Here is a 17,612-nt window from a genome sequence, read left to right on the forward strand (position 1 = left end):
ATAGTAACATTTAACGTTAAGGCGATAAAATGTTACAAATAGATTGGCAGATCATCCGTAAAACAACTTCTTAAAATTATTTATAAAGCTGTGTTGCCTATTGCAATTCACTTTAATTAATTACTATATTGGTGCAATAAATCTCCTGAATTAATTTAACCAATTGTACCCCATTATGAGCCAAAAGCCCGAACGGTTCCTTTCGCTGGATGTTTTCCGCGGACTAACCATTTGTTTTATGATCATTGTAAACACGCCTGGCAGCGGTGCCACAGCTTACGCGCCGCTTGAACATGCCGCCTGGTTTGGTTTTACACCTACCGACCTCGTGTTCCCATCGTTTCTTTTTGCCGTAGGTAACGCCATGAGCTTTACCATGAAGAAGTTTGACGGGCAAAGTACCGGGAGCGTTTTATATAAGATATTAAAACGCGGGTTACTGATCTGTTTAATTGGGTATTTAATGTCGTGGTTCCCGTTTGTAGACCACGGTGCAAACGGCTGGGCGTTTAGGCCTGTTAGCGGCACGCGCATTTTAGGTGTTTTACAACGCATTGGCCTTTGCTACATATTTGCTTCGCTAATTATTCATTTTGTAAAAAATAAAACCTCGGTTATCGTTATCAGCATATTGCTTTTGGTAGGTTACCAACTATTGTTACTTGGCTTTGGCGACCCCACTGCACCATACGGCATGTTAACCAACGCCGGTACATATCTGGATAAATTTGTAATGGGCGATAGCCACCTTTACCACGGCGAAGGCGTTGCTTTTGACCCTGAAGGCATATTGAGTACACTGCCTGCTATTGTTAACGTTATTGTAGGTTATTATGCTGGTAAATTTATACAGGAAAAAGGTAAGGGTTACGAAACCATCGCCCGGTTGGCATTAATGGGCTGTGTGTTCATCTTTATAGCCCTTACCTGGAACATGAGCTTCCCGATTGGTAAAAAACTATGGAGTAGCCCGTTCACTTTGCTTACCACGGGTATTGATATGGTGATGATAGCTGCCTTTATTTATGTAGTAGAAGTACGCGCCTGGAACAAATATAACTGGACGTCCTTTTTCACCACCGTAGGTAAAAACCCGCTGGCTATTTATATCCTGTCGGAGGTGTTGATCATTTCTTTTTGGATGATAAAAATTGGTGACAAAAACTTTGTAGGCTGGATAAACGATGTGTTTTACCAAAAAATAGCGCCAGGCGCCTTTGGCTCACTGCTTTTTGCTATTACTTACATGCTGCTATGCTGGTGTGTGGGTAAGGTGCTGGATAATAAGAAGATCTATATTAGGGTCTAATAGCCTTACCCCAACCCCCTCCGTCACGATAGCTATCGTGACGGAGGGGGTAAAATATTCTAAAGGTCGGTATGTTCACCGGCCTTTTTTTGATAACCCAAAATTCTTTTGCATGAAAAAACTATCCTTTCTTTCATTCGCCATCGTTTTCACCTTAGCTGCTAACGCCCAGCAACCCCCAACCTATGCCGAAAAATTGGGCTATCCTAAGGGCGCGAGGGTAATTATACTGCATGTGGATGATGCGGGCATGTCGCACGATTCTAACGACGGCGTGATCATGGCGACAAGCGAGGGCGTTGCCAATTCCACCAGTGTGATGATGCCCTGCCCGTGGGTATCCGAGTTTAAAAAGTACCTGGATAAGCACCCAACCCTTGATGCTGGCCTGCATTTGACGTTAACATCTGAATGGGAAAACTATCGCTGGGGGCCGCTTGCGGGCAAAGCCAATGTGCCTGGCCTGGTAGATAAAGAAGGCGTGATGTGGCCGGGCGTTGGCGGCGTTTATTTTACCGCTAAGGCAGATGAGGTGGACAAAGAGATCCGCGCGCAATATGACCGCGCTTTGGCTATGGGTTTTAAACCAACGCACCTTGATTCGCACATGGGGACATTGTTCGCCAAAGAATCTTTTATGGAAAAATACATTCAGTTGGGGATAGAAAAGCAGGTGCCGGTGATGTTTCCGGGGGGCGAAGACCTTTTTTACCGCGCTGAAGCTAAGGCCGCTACCATCGCAGAACTAAAGAAACAAGGCAAATACACCGTAGGTATGGACATTCCCGAACCGGCCGCTTTGGCAAAGGCTAAACAGGTAGGGGAAATGATCTGGAAAAACGGCTTGCCCGTACTGGACGACCTGCACAATAGCAGCTACGACTGGAATATGCCCGATATAGCGCACAAAACCGATAAACAGATCCAACAATGGTACACCGACCATTACATTGAAAGCATAGGCCGTCTTTCGCCGGGATTAACTATGGTTATTATGCACTGCACGCTGCCATCTGCAACATTTAAATATATATCAGACACGGGCCAAAAACGCAAAGGAGACTTACTTGCCATGACCGATCCACGCCTACGCGCTTTCCTCAAACAAAAAGGCTTTATTTTAACCACCTGGCGGGAAGTGATGGAGCGGAGGGTGAAAATAGGGAAGGAGTAATAAAAAAGAGCGAGGTGCGAGGGTCCCGACCAAAGGGAGCTCGTCGCAGATGATCGGTTCGTTAAGCAAAGTCCGCTGTGCATATCTAATAAGATTTCACTCTACGTTTGAAATGACAGCTATTTAACTAATCTCTATTCACTAATCTCTTACAATTACCTCAAATCTACCACCTCAACACCAGGGTAGGTTTTTTTATCGAATACAAAAGCGGTTTCGGCTACTTTGTAATTGGGGGTAAAGGTGCGCAGGGTATAGGTGTATTTGCTTCCGTTCTTATCAAAGATCTGCGCGCTGTAGAGTTGGTTCTTTACCTTGTCTATCATCAGGCGCACTTTAAAAAAAGTCTTTTTGCTGTCTTCGGGGGTAAGGTCAATAACCTGGTAAACCTTGCCTGCTATCTTCTGCTGGCCTGTGTAGATATATTTGTAACCTTTCTCGTACATGGTGAAGATCTTGGCAGGGTTAAACCCCTCCTCGCTGTTATCGGCGGCACTTAGCTGCACTTCGTTGGCATCTTTAAGGTAAGTCCACTGGTTTTTACCATCGCTGATGATATCCTGCGATACGGTTTTGGTGCCTGCCGCGTAGGAGATCACCTTGTATTTATTGGTTTTTGATTTGGCTATCAGCGTACCTGTAAAGGTTTCCTTAACGTTGGCCTGCTGGTTGTCTATCGTTAACGAATAATCGGTTTTAACGGCATCGTAGGTGCGGTACTGCTTGCTAAGTTTGTTCAGTATCAACTTGGCATCCGCATCTTTTTGGGCGAACGCGGTAGCAACAGTAGTGGCAGACAATATCAGGTATAAAAATAATCTTTTCATGTTTTCTCGGGTCGAATTTAAAGCTCACAGGCAATAACCATTATGGCTTATAATGGTTTAGAGTGATGTAAACTAAATTAGTTTAATCGCGTGGTTTTTGCAATGCTTCCAGGTGGCGCTCCAGGCTGTACTCGTCAGGGTAAAGCACATCGCGGGCCTTGCTGCCTTCAAACGGGCCAACAATACCCGCGGCTTCCAGCTGATCAATAATACGGCCCGCACGATTATAACCCAGCTTCATTTTACGCTGGATAAGAGATGTAGAACCTTGCTGATGCAACACTATCAGTCGTGCGGCATCCTCAAACATCGGGTCACGGTCATCCGGGTCAAAATCTTTGGCACTGCTGCCGGCTTCACCTTCACCAACATATTCCGGCAGGAACATTGCCGATGGGTAGCCGCGCTGGTTACCAATAAAGTCAGAAATGCGTTCAACCTCCGGTGTATCCACAAAGGCACACTGCAAACGGATGAGGTCGCTGCCTGTAGAAAGCAGCATATCACCACGCCCTATCAGCTGATCGGCACCACCCGCATCCAATATGGTACGTGAGTCGATTTTAGACAATACCCTAAAGGCCAAACGCGCCGGGAAGTTGGCCTTGATAGTACCCGTAATAACGTTTACCGACGGCCTTTGCGTTGCAATTACCAGGTGGATGCCTACCGCACGGGCAAGCTGCGCTATACGTGCTATAGGCTGCTCCACCTCTTTACCGGCAGTCATCATCAAGTCGGCAAACTCATCAATTACCAGTACAATGAATGGCAGGTAACGGTGTTTCTCGGGGTCGGCTATTTTGCGGTTAACAAACTTGGTGTTATATTCTTTGAGGTTACGTACCTGCGCGTCTTTCAACAAATCATAACGTTGGTCCATCTCAATACAAAGCGAGTTAAGCGTGTTTACCACCTTTTTGGTATCGGTGATAATGGCATCTGCCTCGTCTGGCAGCTTAGCCAAAAAGTGCCTTTCTATTTTGCGGAACAGGGTAAGTTCCACCTTTTTAGGATCGACAAGCACAAATTTAAGTTCGGCAGGGTGCTTTTTATACAGCAGCGACACCAATATGGCGTTGATGCCAACCGATTTACCCTGGCCTGTAGCACCCGCGACAAGTAAGTGGGGCATCTTGGCCAGATCGGCAATAAATACCTCGTTAGAAATAGTTTTACCAAGGGCGATTGGCAAATCCATGGTGTTGTTTTGCCATTTCTCGGTAGCCAGTATCGACCGCATAGAAACCATCTCGGGGTTCTGGTTTGGTACCTCAATACCGATGGTGCCCTTACCCGGCATAGGGGCAATAATACGAATGCCCAAAGCAGCAAGGCTCAGCGCGATATCATCCTCCAGGTTCTTGATCTTCGAGATCCTTACACCCGGCGCAGGGATAATTTCATATAGCGTAACCGTAGGGCCAATGGTGGCTTTTATTTTATCTATCTCGATATTATAGTGGTTAAGCGTCTCAACAATTTTGTTTTTGTTGGCTTCAAGCTCTTCGGAATTTACGGCAATTTTAGATGAACCATAGTTCTCCAACAGGTCGATAGTTGGGTATTTATACGTCGGCAGGTCGAGCTTATGGTCGTACATACCAAACTGATCTACCAGGCTTTTGGCTTTATCATCGTCGCTTTTTTCGATGTTAAGGATAGGCATTGGGCGCTCCACATCAATGGTAAGCGGGATCTCGGTCTCTTCCTGTGGCTCGTGGCTTACCTCGGGTTTTAAAACCACCGGCTGATGGAAAACAGGTGCCTGTTGCAGAGGCTCCTGCTGTAAACGCTCCTGCTGCATAGGCTCGGTAGCCGCGGCTGTACCTTGCGCGGCGAGGATATCTTTTACGCGGTTGCCGCCATTGCGCGGCCATTCAACAGGTAGCGAAATTTCTTCGTCGACCAATTCAACCGGCTCGGGTGATACATCATCTACACCTGCCATTGGGGCAAGTTTTTCTTTACGCTCGGGTAGTTTAAAGTCTATGTTGTAAGCGATTATCAATACTGTCAGCGCCAAAAAAATCAGCACAAAACCGGTACCCGACTGGCCTATTTGCGCGGCTAAAAGGCGGTTGGTCCAAAAGCCGAACTCACCCTCTAAAAAGTGGGGGTAATCCAATATAAAGGCATGGAAAAAGCCCAGCGTTACAGATAGAAATACGATAGCAAAAAGGGTATAGGCCAGCATTTTGCTAACCGAAAATAGTTTTATTTTGAACAACAGGCGGTAGCCGATGATGAAGAATACAAACACGAACAGGAACGACGCCACGCCAAACCACTCGAAGATGAATTGGTTAGATAGCAACGCGCCAAATTTGCCCAGCCAGTTATCAACCATGGGGTTGTTAACGCCGTTCTCTAACAGCTCCTTGGTGGTTTTGAACAGGTTGCCCCAGCCACCGTTGGCTTTAGATACATAGCTTTGGTCCTGCTGCCAGGTGAACAGGTAGGAAGTGAATGCAATGAGGAAAAATACCGATAGCACCAGGCAAAATAGACCCGCTATTTTGATGATACGGCCATCGCGCAGGTCGAAGAGCGGCATGCGCTCGGTCTGCTGTTTCATCGGTCTTTCGCGCTCAGGTTTGGCGCTGCCCGATGAAGGTTTTGAACCAGATTTCCCTGCCTGCGGCTCTTCCCTAAAACTATTTGATTTGAACTGGTTTCCTTTGATCGGCATCCTGAAAATTACACGTTTAATTGCAAATATAAAGTTATTAGATTAAACAGATATTTTTTAATTTTTTAGGAATATTGAATTCAATGAGCCTAACCGACTTAGAGGAATTTATTGCTAATGCCGATACCGCAGCTTTAGAAACTTTGCTTGCCCGTAATCCCGAGCTCGCCAAAGCAAAAACAATCACCATTACTAAAGATGCAGGCACACTGTTGGCGCAGGCTACAGGGCAGTCAGCTTTTCCGTTAGATGCCTCGAAAACTACTGATACTTTTGAATTTGAGAGTGCTCGTATCATAATGGAATTTCGCCCGGATAAGGGTGAGTTTACTTTAAAGTAGGGGGGTGGTAAGTATGTGTTTGTGAAGGAAGAGAAATAACCAGATCGCAATTGCGAAGCAATCTCTTAAAGACAATTATACAGCCTGTATGGTCTCGACCTGCCTAAAGAGATTGCCACGTCGCTATCGCTCCTTACAGCAATGCCGCTGTGGCTGTGAATATTATTCAAACTGCAATTCCCATTTATCCTCGCCGCCGTCAACCACGCGGAAGATGGTTTTTTCTACTGAAGAACCGTCTATAGATGATTCCAAACGTACGGTTTCATGGTCCTGGTATTCGGCTTCGCGGGGCACCATAACAGCTGTAAGGTCTGCAGGGTTGCCGTCAATTTTTATCGTTTTCATAATTGTATCGGTTTATAATAGGTTGAACAGGTCAAGAGCTAATAAGTTTGATTTGTCAGTCTGAGTTTGTCGAAGACTTATTCAATGGCTAATGGTTCGACAGGCTCACCATGACACACTTACATCCATAATGGTTTGGTCGGTAAGGATGTTGGTATCCAGCGTGCCGTTGTTACAACTGGCGTAGATCACTTTATCTCCTTTAAATTGCTGTACCTTTTCCTTTAATATCAGTATGCTTGGCCCCTCAGGCATGGTAGTTGGTTTTTAGGGGAGGGATGCAAATATCAGGCCGAACGGTATGTTTCAAAGCCGTATCATTTCGAACTATAGAGAGAAATCTTGTTATTGATAATAAGTGGTCAACGTGTCTATCGAACAAGATTTCTCCTCGCACCTCGTTCGAATGACAGGGTGGGGTAAATAAATTGATTCCCTGAACTTTACATTAATTTAACCATACATTTACCAAATGCATACAAACGAGCAGGTATTTAAGGTTGCCGATAAAACAGTGGAGTTGTTATATTCTTTAGATGATTACGATAACGAGAAAAATGTTGACGTATTTGTAACCCTCGAAAAAGACGGCCAATCTTATGACTACATAGCCGTTTATACTAAAAAGTCAATCGATAAAGTACCAACCTGGGTTCAAAATAATATTAAAGGGAGTTAATGCCCTTTCTTCTTTTTTAGTAAACCACCGGTGGTATCATCTACGCTTTGCTGTACGATGAATGCCGCGGGGTCTATCCTCAACACTTCTTTCTTAAGCAAAGGTACCTCTAAACGGGTTGCCACGGTAAAAATGATTTCGCGGGGCGAATTGATGTGCCCGTCTTTTCCATAACCGCTTTTACCCTGGTAAACGGTAACACCACGGCCAAGTTTTTGGGTGATAGCCAAACGGATCTCTTCGCCTTTTGTGGATACAATGGTCATGCCGGTGTATTGCTCCAAACCGTTCAGGATAAAATCAATCATCTTGGATGCCGCAAGGTAGGTTAAGATGGAATATAAAGCCGGTATAACACCTAATATAAATACCGCAACGGTAAATATAACTACGTTAAGTATCAATATTACATCACTTACACGTACTATTTGGGTTTTTTTACTTACAAGTAATGCAGCTATTTCGGTGCCATCTAATACAGCACCGCCACGTATTGCCATGCCTATACCTGCACCAATGAACGCGCCACCAAAAATGGCCGTTAGTAACTTATCATGTGTAACATCCGGAAAATCTACAAACGCTATGCAAAGTGATAAACCGGCTATCGCTGCCGCGCTTTTTAATGCAAACAACAAGCCTAATTTTCTATAGCCTAAAATAAGGAAAGGTATATTGATAACAAATATCAACACAGACAGTGGGGTATTAGTACTGGCAGCTAACAGCATAGAAATACCCGTTACTCCGCCGTCAATAAAATGACTGGATAATAAGAAGCCTTTTAGCCCCATACCAGCAGCCAATATCCCTAAAATAATTAATAATGTATCGACAAGTGCGCCTCTGAATTTCATAATGCTATAAACAGTAACCAATAGATGTGGGTTTAAGATAGCAAAAAATATTTAATGGCGCTGGTAAGCCCCACCCCAAACCCTCCGCAAAATGGAGCCCCTCTAAATCTCCCCCGGTAGGGGAGGCTTTATATTTTTTAAACCCTCCCTTCCGGGGAGGGTTTGGATGGGGCTTTTACCACCCACTCTTCAACCCTTCCTTCAACGCCGCCTGGTAATTCTCCAGGTCGAAAGAATAGAGGTAGGGGGCTTTGTGGGCACCGCCTTTGCGGGTTTCTTCCAGCTTTTTCAGGATGCCAAAGCCCAGCATACGGCGCTGAAAGTTGCGGCGGTCAAGCTTTTTATCAAGGATGGTTTCGTAAAATTTTTGCAGCTCCGGCATGGTAAACTCCTTAGGCATCAGGTTATAACCAATGGGCTGATAGTTTAATTGCAGGCGCAGGGTATCTAATGCCTTCCTAAAGATCAGTTCATGGTCCAGTTGAAACTTTGGCAGGTCGTTAAGGTCGCGCCAGGTACACACTTCCGAGAACTCGTCGGGAGTGGGGGTAACGTTAAAAAAATCTACCAAAGCATAATAGCCTATAGATATAAAGCGCTGTCCAAAAAAGTTTTGTTCTTCGGGTAGCATGTTCTTATACATTTCGTTATGGATCTTAGAGCGGTCGGGGTCGCCAAAAACGTGGAACTGCTGTAAAAATATCTCATCAATGCCGGTACGTTCTTTCAGGATACGGTCGGCAGCGTTTTCAATAGGTTCCGGCTTGCGCACAAAGCCACCGGGCAGGTACCAGGCCTCCTCGTTATTACTCTTGAGCATTAAAACCTTCATTTGCCCCTCATGAAAACCAAATACCACGCAGTCTATAGATATATGGTTAAGATATACCTTGCCGGCCTCGGCCCAAAAATCTTCCAGCTGCTGTTTAGTTAACATTTAACGCGTTGATAAAAATTACTTTGATTGTTTAAATTTAATATTTACAATTGTGTACCAATTACACCTTGTGTTGATTGCATTTTAAAAACCAATTATAACTAATAAGTTTTACAGTAATTTAATATTGCAAAAATTAACCTGATTAAATGGTGATAAAACTCACACGCCAAAAAACTCATTTAATGAAAAAATATTTTAACAATAAGCCTTTTGCCATACTTGGCGCTGCCGCATTGTTTTGCATGCCGTTAAATAAAGCCATGGCCCAAAAGCAAACCGAGGCCGCAAAAATGAATGCTTTTGTAAGCGCGTTAATGAAAAAGATGACCGTTGACGAAAAGATAGGGCAGCTTAATCTGGTAACAGGTGGCATGGCTATCACCGGTTCGGTTACTAATAATGGTATTGGCGATGGTGTTAAAAAAGGCAGCATCGGCGGTATTTTTGGTTTATACGGAACCGAGAGTGTTCGCAAAATGCAGGAAACCGCTGTAAAAGGATCGCGCCTGCATATCCCGTTGATATTTGGTTTAGATGTTATCCACGGTCACCGTACTATATTCCCTATCCCGCTGGGGATGTCGGCAACGTGGGATATGGCAATTGTTGAGCATGCCGCGCGCATTGCCGCCAAAGAGGCTACCGCCGAAGGGTTGAACTGGGTATTTTCGCCAATGGTTGATATAGCGCGTGATGCACGCTGGGGCCGCATTTCTGAAGGTGGCGGTGAAGACCCTTACCTGGGTGGCAAAATTGCCGCCGCTATGATAAGGGGCTACCAGGGTACCAGCATGAAAAATGCTGACGCCGTAATGGCCTGTGTAAAACACTTTGCACTTTACGGCGGCGCCGAAGCCGGCCGCGAATACAATACGGTTGACATGAGCCGTATAGCCATGTATAATTATTACCTGCCGCCGTACAAAGCAGCAGTTGATGCGGGTGCAGGAAGCTTCATGAGCTCGTTTAACGTGGTTGACGGTGTGCCTGCTACTACAAATAAATGGCTGCTTACCGATCTGTTGCGCAAGCAATGGGGCTTTAACGGTTTTGTGGTATCAGATTATACCGCGTTAAACGAAACTACTCAGCATGGTATGGGCGATCTGCAAACGGTATCTGCCCTGGCATTAAAAGCGGGTTTGGATATGGATATGGTTGGCGAAGGCTTTTTACTTACGCTAAAAAAATCGTTACAGCAAGGTAAAGTAACCCAGGCAGGTATTGACCTGGCTTGCCGCCGTGTGCTGGAGGCTAAATACAAATTGGGCTTGTTTGATAACCCTTATAAATCTTTAGATCCGCAGCGCGAAAAAACCGAAATAATGACGGATGCAAACCGCAAGGCTGCCCGCGTTACTGCCGAGCATTCTTTTGTGTTGCTTAAAAATGCGAACCAAATCTTACCGCTAAAAAAATCGGGCGGCAGTATTGCATTGGTTGGCCCATTGGCCGATAACAAACGCGACATGTTGGGTACCTGGGTAATTGGGGGCGAGTGGGAAAAATCGGTTAGCGTTATAGAAGGCATCAAGCATATTGTGGGTAACGACGTAAAGATCAACTACGCAAAAGGCAGTAATATTACTGATGATACCACCTTTATGAAACGCCTTAACTTTGGCCCGGGCATGGTATCGTTAGATAAACAATCGCCTGATGATATGATTGAGGATGCGGTTAAAGCTGCAAAAAAATCGGACATCATAGTTGCTGTGGTTGGCGAATCGCAAAGCATGAGCGGCGAATCATCAAGCCGTTCAGATATCAGCATTCCCGAGAGTCAGCAACTGATGCTTAAAGCGCTTGCCAAATTGGGTAAACCTATTGTTATCGTTTTATTTAACGGCCGCCCGCTTACCCTAACCTGGGAGAATGAGCATGTCGCAGCTATATTAGATGTATGGGCACCGGGCACCGAAGCAGGTAACGCCATTGCCGAAGTGTTGTTTGGTAATTACAATCCATCAGGTAAAATAACGGCAACCTTCCCGCGTACGGTAGGGCAGATACCTATTTATTATAACCACTTAAATACAGGCCGCCCTTATTCATCGGGCCCAACTAAGTTTAAATCGAACTATTTAGATATCAGCAACGACCCACTTTACCCGTTTGGTTACGGTTTAAGCTACAGCAAATTTACTTACAGCAACCTTACGCTTAGCAAAACTAAACTAAAAGGTAACGAAACCTTAACCGCTACTGTAACGGTTACCAATAACGGCCCATACACCGGCGAAGAAGTTGTACAGTTATATATAGGTGACCCGGCCGCAAGCATTAGCCGACCGGTAAAGGAGTTAAAAGGGTTCAGGAAAATAAGCCTGCAAAATGGAGAGAAGAAAGAAGTTAGCTTCCCCATCACAACTAACCAACTGAAATTTTACAACAGCCAGTTGAAGTACGACTGGGAGCCCGGCGAATTTGTGATACAGGTGGGCACCAGTTCGGCCGATGTTAAAACCGCGAAAGTAGCTTGGGCCAAATAGTTTAAAAGGTTAGTATCCAAATAAATTAGCCTAAATTTTATTTATATAAAAATTAATGCAATATGCCCTGGTAATATTACCAGGGCATATTTTTTTTATACAAAGGGTGTATTGGGCTATAAAAACCACTTGGTGTAAAACAATGTAAAAAAAGTATAGTGATTTAGTGGAATAACTGTAAAATTAACAGGAATTTAACAAAGCCTTTATTTAAACAGTATACTTCTTAAAAAAATAAAAGAAGTTTTCAAAAATTTTTGAATAAAGCGCTCTTTGGGTTTTTATAAAAAGCAAATGTGGCATTTTACCTAAATAAACGCTTTATAACAAAAATATTACATTACGAATTTGTTAAACTAAATATTGAATTATTAAGATGTGTTTAATAAATGGTTATTTAATTGAAATATTGCAATGATTTATGCAATGGAAAATAAATAATTTATAATTCGTATTAAGTTGCTTGTGTAACCTATACACTCTGTTTATATTAGGGCATACCAATTATAAACCTTTCTTTTTACAGATAGGCAAACACAATTTAACGGATAAACAGAATTGATGAGCATTAAGTATCGTTCAGCAACCGTTAAACGGTATGATATTTTTAACAGGATAGTGTAACTATATGATAAAACTTTTACAAACCCAACGTACTAATAATCCCAGCCCGGCCAGGGGGGCACCATAATCAAAAAAATCTTTTTTGAGGTGGTTGCCATTGTTATCTCACCAAGCATTTCGGCCATCCTCATTAATACGGTCTTAAATCAAATATATTAATCAACTAAATCTCAATCTCATGTTTAAAAGTTTACTCCTTAAGGGAAGAACACTATGCCTGCTACTATGCTGCTTAGTTTCTTCATTGGTAGTTAATGCTCAAACAAAACACACAGGTAAAGTTACCGGTAGCGACGACAAGCTGCCAGTAGTAGGAGCCAGTGTGCGCGTTAAAGGCACTACCATCGGTACACAAACTGATGTTAACGGACAGTTTAGCATCAATGTTAACCCGGGTGACGTATTGGTCATCTCATACCTGGGTTACAAATCAAATGAAGTTACGGTAGGCGCAAGCGAAACATTAAATGTTGCTTTGCAGGCCGGCAATAACTCGTTGAACGAAGTAGTAGTAACAGGCTACACTACGCAACGTAAAAAAGACATTTCCGGTTCGGTAACCACAGTAAACGTTGCAGCTGCAAAATCTGTACCATCTGTAAGTTCAGAAACCATGCTACAAGGCCAGGCGGCCGGTGTTAACGTAATAACACAAGGTGCACCGGGTGCTGGTGCGCAGGTTACCATTCGTGGTTTAAGTAACTTCGGTAGCTCATCTCCACTTTATGTAATTGATGGTTTGCAAACAGGCAGCATGTCAAATGTAAATCCTAACGATATCGAGTCTATCTCTGTATTGAAGGATGCGGGTGCTGCAGCTATTTATGGTGTTAGCGGTGGTAACGGTGTTATTGTAGTAACTACCAAAAAAGGTAAACAAGGTAAAGCAACAATTTCTTATGATGCGTTTTACGGTACTACTCAACCATTAGGCGGTAACGTATTTAATACATTAAATGCCGACCAGTTTGAGCAATTGTTAGTAAAAACAGATCCGGGTAACGCTTTATTAATTGGTAGTAAAATTGCCGATTACGGTTACCAGTCAGGCGGGGGTTCAAAAGGTGTATTTAACCAGGCAAACGCAAGCACGTTCCTGCCAAACTATCACCTGGATAACGATCCTTCGAGAGATTATCTGATCCAAAAATTTGCTAAAGGTGCTGGTACCGATTGGTTCCACGAGATCTTCAAATCTGCGCCAATTCAGCAGCACTCATTAAGCGCAAGCGGCGCGAGCGACAAAAGCGCTTACTTCTTATCTTTAGGTTACACCAACCAACAAGGTACACTTATTGGTACTTACTTTAAAAGATACCAAGCCCGTGTTAACACTACTTTTAGTGTGAAAGACCACATCAGGTTAGGTGAAAACATCAGCTATTCGTATATAACTTCACCTAACGGTGCTGGTGGTTTATCCAATGGTGGTAACCAAAATGAGGGTAACTCAATTTCTGAAACTTACCGTACGCTTCCTATCATCCCGGTACGTGATATTGCCGGTAATTTAGGCGGTACTTATGCAGGCCCTGCCGCATTAGGTAATGCGCTTAACCCGGTAGGTATACAAGAGCGTCAAAAAACCACGCACACTAACCAGTACGGTTTACAAGGTACTGTTTTTGCAGAGGCCGATATCCTAAAACACTTTACTGCACGTACTGCTTACAGTGCTGATATTTCTAACAATTACTATTATAATATTGGCTACCGCCAGTACGATAGCGGTGAGGCACACGGTGGTAATAACAGCTACAGTGAAGGCTCATCATATAATAGCAGCTTTAACTGGAGCAATACTATTAATTACAAACAAGTGTTTGGCAAACACAGCATTAGCGTGTTAGCCGGTTACGAGCAAAGAGGTTCCACAGGCCGCAATATAAACGCGAACGCTATAAACCTTTTCTCTCTTGATCCATTCTACGCAAATATTTCTAACGGGCAGGCTAGCAAAACAACTGCAAATAGCCAGTTCAATAACCTTAACACTATTCAGTCATTATTTGGCCGTTTAGATTATACCTTTAATGACAGGTACATTATTGGCGCAACTGTACGTCGTGATGGTAGTTCAGTTTTTAGTTCCGGCAGAAAATACGGTACATTTCCGGCAGTTTCCGCTGCATGGCGCGTAACTCAGGAAGAATTTGCTAAAGGTTCTACCTGGTTAAACGATCTAAAGATCCGCGGTAGCTACGGTACATCAGGTTACAATGGTAACGTTGGTACAAATAGCGCCTACACCGCATTTGGTGGTGGTCCAGGTTCATCAGCGTACCCAATTACTGGTTCATCAAGCGCGATAACACCAGGTTATTATTTGACTTCTTTAGGTAACGATAAAACGACCTGGGAAACTGATAAAACTTTTAACATTGGTTTTGATGCGTCATTATTCAATCATTTAGATCTGAGTATCGAGTATTACAAAAAAACCATTTCAAATCTTTTGGTAAATGTGCCAATTTCTGCACTTGCAGGTGGTTCTGAAGGCGCATGGCCTGCGGTTAATAACGGTGTTGTGGTTAACAACGGTTTAGACATGAGCGCTACTTACCACGGTAGTACTTCAGGTGTAACTTACTCAATTGGTGCTAACGTAACAACATTAAAAAACAAGATTACAGAACTGGGCGCGCCTTTCTTTGCCTCAGGTATTCGTAACGGTAACGTAGTTTACAACCAGGTAGGTGGTAGCATTGGTCAATTTTACGGTTACAAAGTACAAGGTTACTGGAATACCCAAGCCGAAATTGACGCACTTAACGCAAAGCAAAAACCAGATCTTTTTGGTTCGGTACCGGTTTATCAAACAGACGCAGCCCCTGGCCGCTTCCGCTATGCTGACGTAAACGGTGATGGCCGTATTACTGATGCTGACCGTACCAAAATTGGTAACCCAACTCCAGATTTCACCTATGGTGTTAACTTAAACGTTGCTTACAAAGGCTTTGACTTAGGTGCCATATTATATGGTTCACATGGTGGCGATATCTACAATACAGTTAAATACTGGACTAACTTTTACGGTTCACAAACCGGTAACAAAAGTTTAGACCTGTTAAACAACTCTTGGGATCCTACAAAAACCGCGGCTCAGAACGCAAATGCTAAAGCCCCAATTATTGAAAAAACAACGAATTTTAGTACAGCTGATGCAATCAACTCTTACTACGTAGAAAGTGGTTCATTCCTTAAATTAAAGTCGGTAATAGTTGGTTACACTTTTGCACCAAACTTGCTTAAGAGCGTTGGTGTTGATAAACTTCGTGTTTATGTACAAGGTACCAACCTGTTCACAGCTACAAAATACAGTGGCCTTGATCCGGAGTTACAATCAGCTGACGGACGTAACAGCCAGGGTGTAGATTTAGGTAATTACCCTAACAATGAGCGCAGATTTATTTTCGGCGTAAACCTTAGTTTCTAATAATAACTAACGTAATTTTTAAAGTAAATAGTTATGAAAAAAAGTTTTAAATTAAAAGTCCTTATCCCGGCAACACTCGTATTGCTTGGTGGATCTTATTCATGTAAAAAATACCTTGATCAGGCACCAATTAGCTCTTTGATCCCTTCGGTACTTGCAACACGTACAGGTGTTGATGGTGTATTAATTGGAGCGTACTCCCTTGTTGATGGCGTTTTTAATGGCCAAAGCGGTGCCCCTTGGGAAACCGGTACTGATAACTGGGTATACGGTAGCGTGGTAGCTGGGGATGCCTTTAAAGGTTCTAACCCTGGTGACCAGCCGGCTGCTGCCAATCTGGAGGCTTTCAGCGCAACAGGTTCTAACGATTACCTGGATCACAAATGGCGTATTTGTTACGCCGGTGTGCAACGTGCAAATGACGTTTTGAGGTTGATACCAGCTGTTAAAGATGGTTCTATCACTCCGGATCAGATAAAGCAATACATTGCCGAGGCCCGTTTCCTGCGTGGTTTTTATCACCTGGAAGCTGCAAAAATTTGGAAAATGGTTCCTTATGTTGATGAAACAGTTACCTACTCGGCTAATAATTACTTAGTGACGAATGATAAAACAATTTGGGATAAAATCGAAGCTGACTTTGCAGCAGCTGCAGCAGATCTTCCTGCTACACAGCCTCAAATTGGCCGTGCAAACAAATGGGCTGCTTTGGCTTTCCAGGCTAAAACCCTAATGTACGATCACAAATATCCGGATGCTTTTACCATCTTAAAAGATGTTATTACTAACGGTAAAACAAGCTCAGGAGCATCTTACGCTTTAGGCAAATATGCAAACAACTTTAACCCGTCAACCAAAAATGGTCCCGAAGGTGTATTTGTTGTACAAACATCTGTAAACGATGGTGCAAATGGCTTAAACGGTAACGCGGGTTCTGTATTGAACTTCCCGTCTGGTGGCCCTGCAGGTTGCTGTGGTTTCTTCCAGCCAACGTTTGATTTTGTAAATTCGTTTAAAGTTGACGCTGATGGTTTACCATTAATTGATACTTACCAAAACGATTTCATTAAAAATGACCAGGCTGTATCTGCCGACGTAGCGTTTACCCCAGGTAACGAATTGCTTGATGCAAGGTTAGACTGGTCAGTAGGCCGTCGTGGTATCCCATATCTGGATTGGGGAATTTGCCCGGGTGCTGCCTGGGCACGTGACCAGCCAAACGGTGGCCCGTACCTGCCAATCAAAAACGTTTATTACAAAGCTGCACAAGCAACAACTTCTGATGCTTACGGTGGTTGGGCTGCAAACCAGGCAACTTCTAACAGCTACAACGCTATCCGTTTTGCTGACGTATTATTATGGGCTGCTGAGTGTGCTGTTGAAGCAACCCAACTTTCAGTTGCAGAAGGTTATGTTAACCAGGTACGTGCCCGTGCTGCTGACCAAAGCGGTTGGGTTAAAGGTAAGTTAACTGGTTACACCGGTGGCGATGCTACAAAACCAATTGTTGATAACACCCAGTTTGCTGCTAATTACAAAGTAGGTTTATATACTGGCCAGTTTGCTACAAACGGACAAGTTTATGCCCGCAAAGCAGTTTACTTTGAGCGCAAGATTGAGTTAGGTATGGAAGGACACCGTTTCTTTGACTTATCTCGTTGGGATGCTACTAATGGCGGCCCTGCAGGTACATTCATGTCAACAGAAATTGAGAAATTCCTGAAAAACACCCGTGATTTTGGCCCAACCTTTACATCAGCGGTTATGAAGGTTGCTAAGTTCACTCCAAACAAAAATGAACAATACCCAATACCTCAGTTCCAGATAGATATCTCTAAAGGTACTCTGAAACAAAACAAAGGTTATTAATAGTAAATAACTTATAAAAGAGGG

At 43.6% G+C, this 17,612-nt stretch carries 13 protein-coding genes; 7 read left to right on the forward strand and 6 right to left on the reverse strand.

From position 1 onward, the window contains the following. The first annotated feature begins 175 nt into the window (after positions 1 to 175). Positions 176 to 1,309: an acyltransferase family protein gene (locus RHM67_RS07640; protein WP_322231519.1), complete on the forward strand. Its 1,134-nt coding sequence runs from the start codon at positions 176 to 178 to the stop codon at positions 1,307 to 1,309. Between the two features lie 112 nt (positions 1,310 to 1,421). Continuing rightward, complete coding sequence (locus RHM67_RS07645; protein ID WP_322231520.1) at positions 1,422 to 2,483, forward strand: polysaccharide deacetylase family protein; 1,062 nt, start codon at positions 1,422 to 1,424, stop codon at positions 2,481 to 2,483. A gap of 155 nt (positions 2,484 to 2,638) precedes the next feature. Here RHM67_RS07645 and RHM67_RS07650 read toward each other — a convergent pair whose 3' ends face one another. Both RHM67_RS07650 and RHM67_RS07655 read right to left on the reverse strand, forming a co-directional pair. Then, on the reverse strand, positions 2,639 to 3,310 hold the full coding sequence (locus tag RHM67_RS07650) for an outer membrane lipoprotein carrier protein LolA (RefSeq protein WP_322231521.1): 672 nt from the start codon (positions 3,308 to 3,310) through the stop codon (positions 2,639 to 2,641). An 82-nt stretch (positions 3,311 to 3,392) separates the two neighbouring features. Further along, positions 3,393 to 6,002, reverse strand: a complete 2,610-nt coding sequence (locus RHM67_RS07655) for an FtsK/SpoIIIE family DNA translocase (protein ID WP_322231522.1) — start codon at positions 6,000 to 6,002, stop codon at positions 3,393 to 3,395. A gap of 83 nt (positions 6,003 to 6,085) precedes the next feature. On the opposite strand from RHM67_RS07655, the gene RHM67_RS07660 reads away from it, so the two are divergent. After that, positions 6,086 to 6,343, forward strand: a complete 258-nt coding sequence (locus tag RHM67_RS07660) for a hypothetical protein (RefSeq protein ID WP_322231523.1) — start codon at positions 6,086 to 6,088, stop codon at positions 6,341 to 6,343. 162 nt (positions 6,344 to 6,505) lie between these two features. On the opposite strand, the gene RHM67_RS07665 is transcribed toward RHM67_RS07660, so the two are convergent. Both RHM67_RS07665 and RHM67_RS07670 read right to left on the reverse strand, forming a co-directional pair. Further along, a complete protein-coding gene (locus RHM67_RS07665; protein WP_322231524.1) occupies positions 6,506 to 6,691 on the reverse strand; it encodes a hypothetical protein in 186 nt (61 codons plus the stop codon). 105 nt (positions 6,692 to 6,796) lie between these two features. Then, the gene (locus RHM67_RS07670) at positions 6,797 to 6,946 is read right to left on the reverse strand and encodes a hypothetical protein (RefSeq protein WP_322231525.1); all 150 of its coding nucleotides are present in this window, start codon (positions 6,944 to 6,946) and stop codon (positions 6,797 to 6,799) included. A 217-nt stretch (positions 6,947 to 7,163) separates the two neighbouring features. Here RHM67_RS07670 and RHM67_RS07675 point away from each other — a divergent pair, with 217 nt between their 5' ends. Next, positions 7,164 to 7,370 (forward strand): hypothetical protein, encoded by a 207-nt coding sequence (locus RHM67_RS07675; RefSeq protein WP_322231526.1) that lies wholly within the window; start codon positions 7,164 to 7,166, stop codon positions 7,368 to 7,370. On the opposite strand, the gene RHM67_RS07680 is transcribed toward RHM67_RS07675, so the two are convergent. After that, positions 7,367 to 8,227, reverse strand: coding sequence for a YitT family protein (locus tag RHM67_RS07680; RefSeq protein ID WP_322231527.1), 861 nt, complete (start codon positions 8,225 to 8,227; stop codon positions 7,367 to 7,369). The genes RHM67_RS07675 and RHM67_RS07680 overlap by 4 nt on opposite strands. Positions 8,228 to 8,402: 175 nt before the next feature. Continuing rightward, positions 8,403 to 9,164: an NUDIX hydrolase gene (locus tag RHM67_RS07685; RefSeq protein WP_322231528.1), complete on the reverse strand. Its 762-nt coding sequence runs from the start codon at positions 9,162 to 9,164 to the stop codon at positions 8,403 to 8,405. Positions 9,165 to 9,349: 185 nt separating this feature from the next. Here RHM67_RS07685 and bglX point away from each other — a divergent pair, with 185 nt between their 5' ends. From bglX to RHM67_RS07700, 3 genes are all read left to right on the forward strand, one after another. Then, entirely contained in the window at positions 9,350 to 11,659 is a 2,310-nt protein-coding gene (gene bglX, locus RHM67_RS07690) for a beta-glucosidase BglX (protein ID WP_322231529.1), read from the forward strand. Positions 11,660 to 12,461: 802 nt separating this feature from the next. Further along, positions 12,462 to 15,719 (forward strand): TonB-dependent receptor, encoded by a 3,258-nt coding sequence (locus RHM67_RS07695; protein WP_322231530.1) that lies wholly within the window; start codon positions 12,462 to 12,464, stop codon positions 15,717 to 15,719. 33 nt (positions 15,720 to 15,752) lie between these two features. Next, positions 15,753 to 17,588, forward strand: coding sequence for a RagB/SusD family nutrient uptake outer membrane protein (locus RHM67_RS07700; RefSeq protein ID WP_322231531.1), 1,836 nt, complete (start codon positions 15,753 to 15,755; stop codon positions 17,586 to 17,588). Positions 17,589 to 17,612 lie beyond the last annotated feature (24 nt).

The sequence above is a fragment of the Mucilaginibacter sp. 5C4 genome (assembly GCF_034345625.1).
In the GTDB taxonomy this organism is placed as follows: Bacteria; Bacteroidota; Bacteroidia; order Sphingobacteriales; family Sphingobacteriaceae; genus Mucilaginibacter; species Mucilaginibacter aurantiaciroseus.

Coding starts and splice junctions, on each gene's coding strand:
- RHM67_RS07645 (WP_322231520.1), top strand. CDS start 1,422: ATGAAAAAACTATCCTTTCTTTCATTCGCCATCGTTTTCACCTTAGCT.
- RHM67_RS07650 (WP_322231521.1), bottom strand. CDS start 3,310: ATGAAAAGATTATTTTTATACCTGATATTGTCTGCCACTACTGTTGCT.
- RHM67_RS07640 (WP_322231519.1), top strand. CDS start 176: ATGAGCCAAAAGCCCGAACGGTTCCTTTCGCTGGATGTTTTCCGCGGA.
- RHM67_RS07680 (WP_322231527.1), bottom strand. CDS start 8,227: ATGAAATTCAGAGGCGCACTTGTCGATACATTATTAATTATTTTAGGG.
- bglX (WP_322231529.1), top strand. CDS start 9,350: ATGAAAAAATATTTTAACAATAAGCCTTTTGCCATACTTGGCGCTGCC.
- RHM67_RS07660 (WP_322231523.1), top strand. CDS start 6,086: ATGAGCCTAACCGACTTAGAGGAATTTATTGCTAATGCCGATACCGCA.
- RHM67_RS07700 (WP_322231531.1), top strand. CDS start 15,753: ATGAAAAAAAGTTTTAAATTAAAAGTCCTTATCCCGGCAACACTCGTA.
- RHM67_RS07670 (WP_322231525.1), bottom strand. CDS start 6,946: ATGCCTGAGGGGCCAAGCATACTGATATTAAAGGAAAAGGTACAGCAA.
- RHM67_RS07695 (WP_322231530.1), top strand. CDS start 12,462: ATGTTTAAAAGTTTACTCCTTAAGGGAAGAACACTATGCCTGCTACTA.
- RHM67_RS07685 (WP_322231528.1), bottom strand. CDS start 9,164: ATGTTAACTAAACAGCAGCTGGAAGATTTTTGGGCCGAGGCCGGCAAG.
- RHM67_RS07675 (WP_322231526.1), top strand. CDS start 7,164: ATGCATACAAACGAGCAGGTATTTAAGGTTGCCGATAAAACAGTGGAG.
- RHM67_RS07655 (WP_322231522.1), bottom strand. CDS start 6,002: ATGCCGATCAAAGGAAACCAGTTCAAATCAAATAGTTTTAGGGAAGAG.
- RHM67_RS07665 (WP_322231524.1), bottom strand. CDS start 6,691: ATGAAAACGATAAAAATTGACGGCAACCCTGCAGACCTTACAGCTGTT.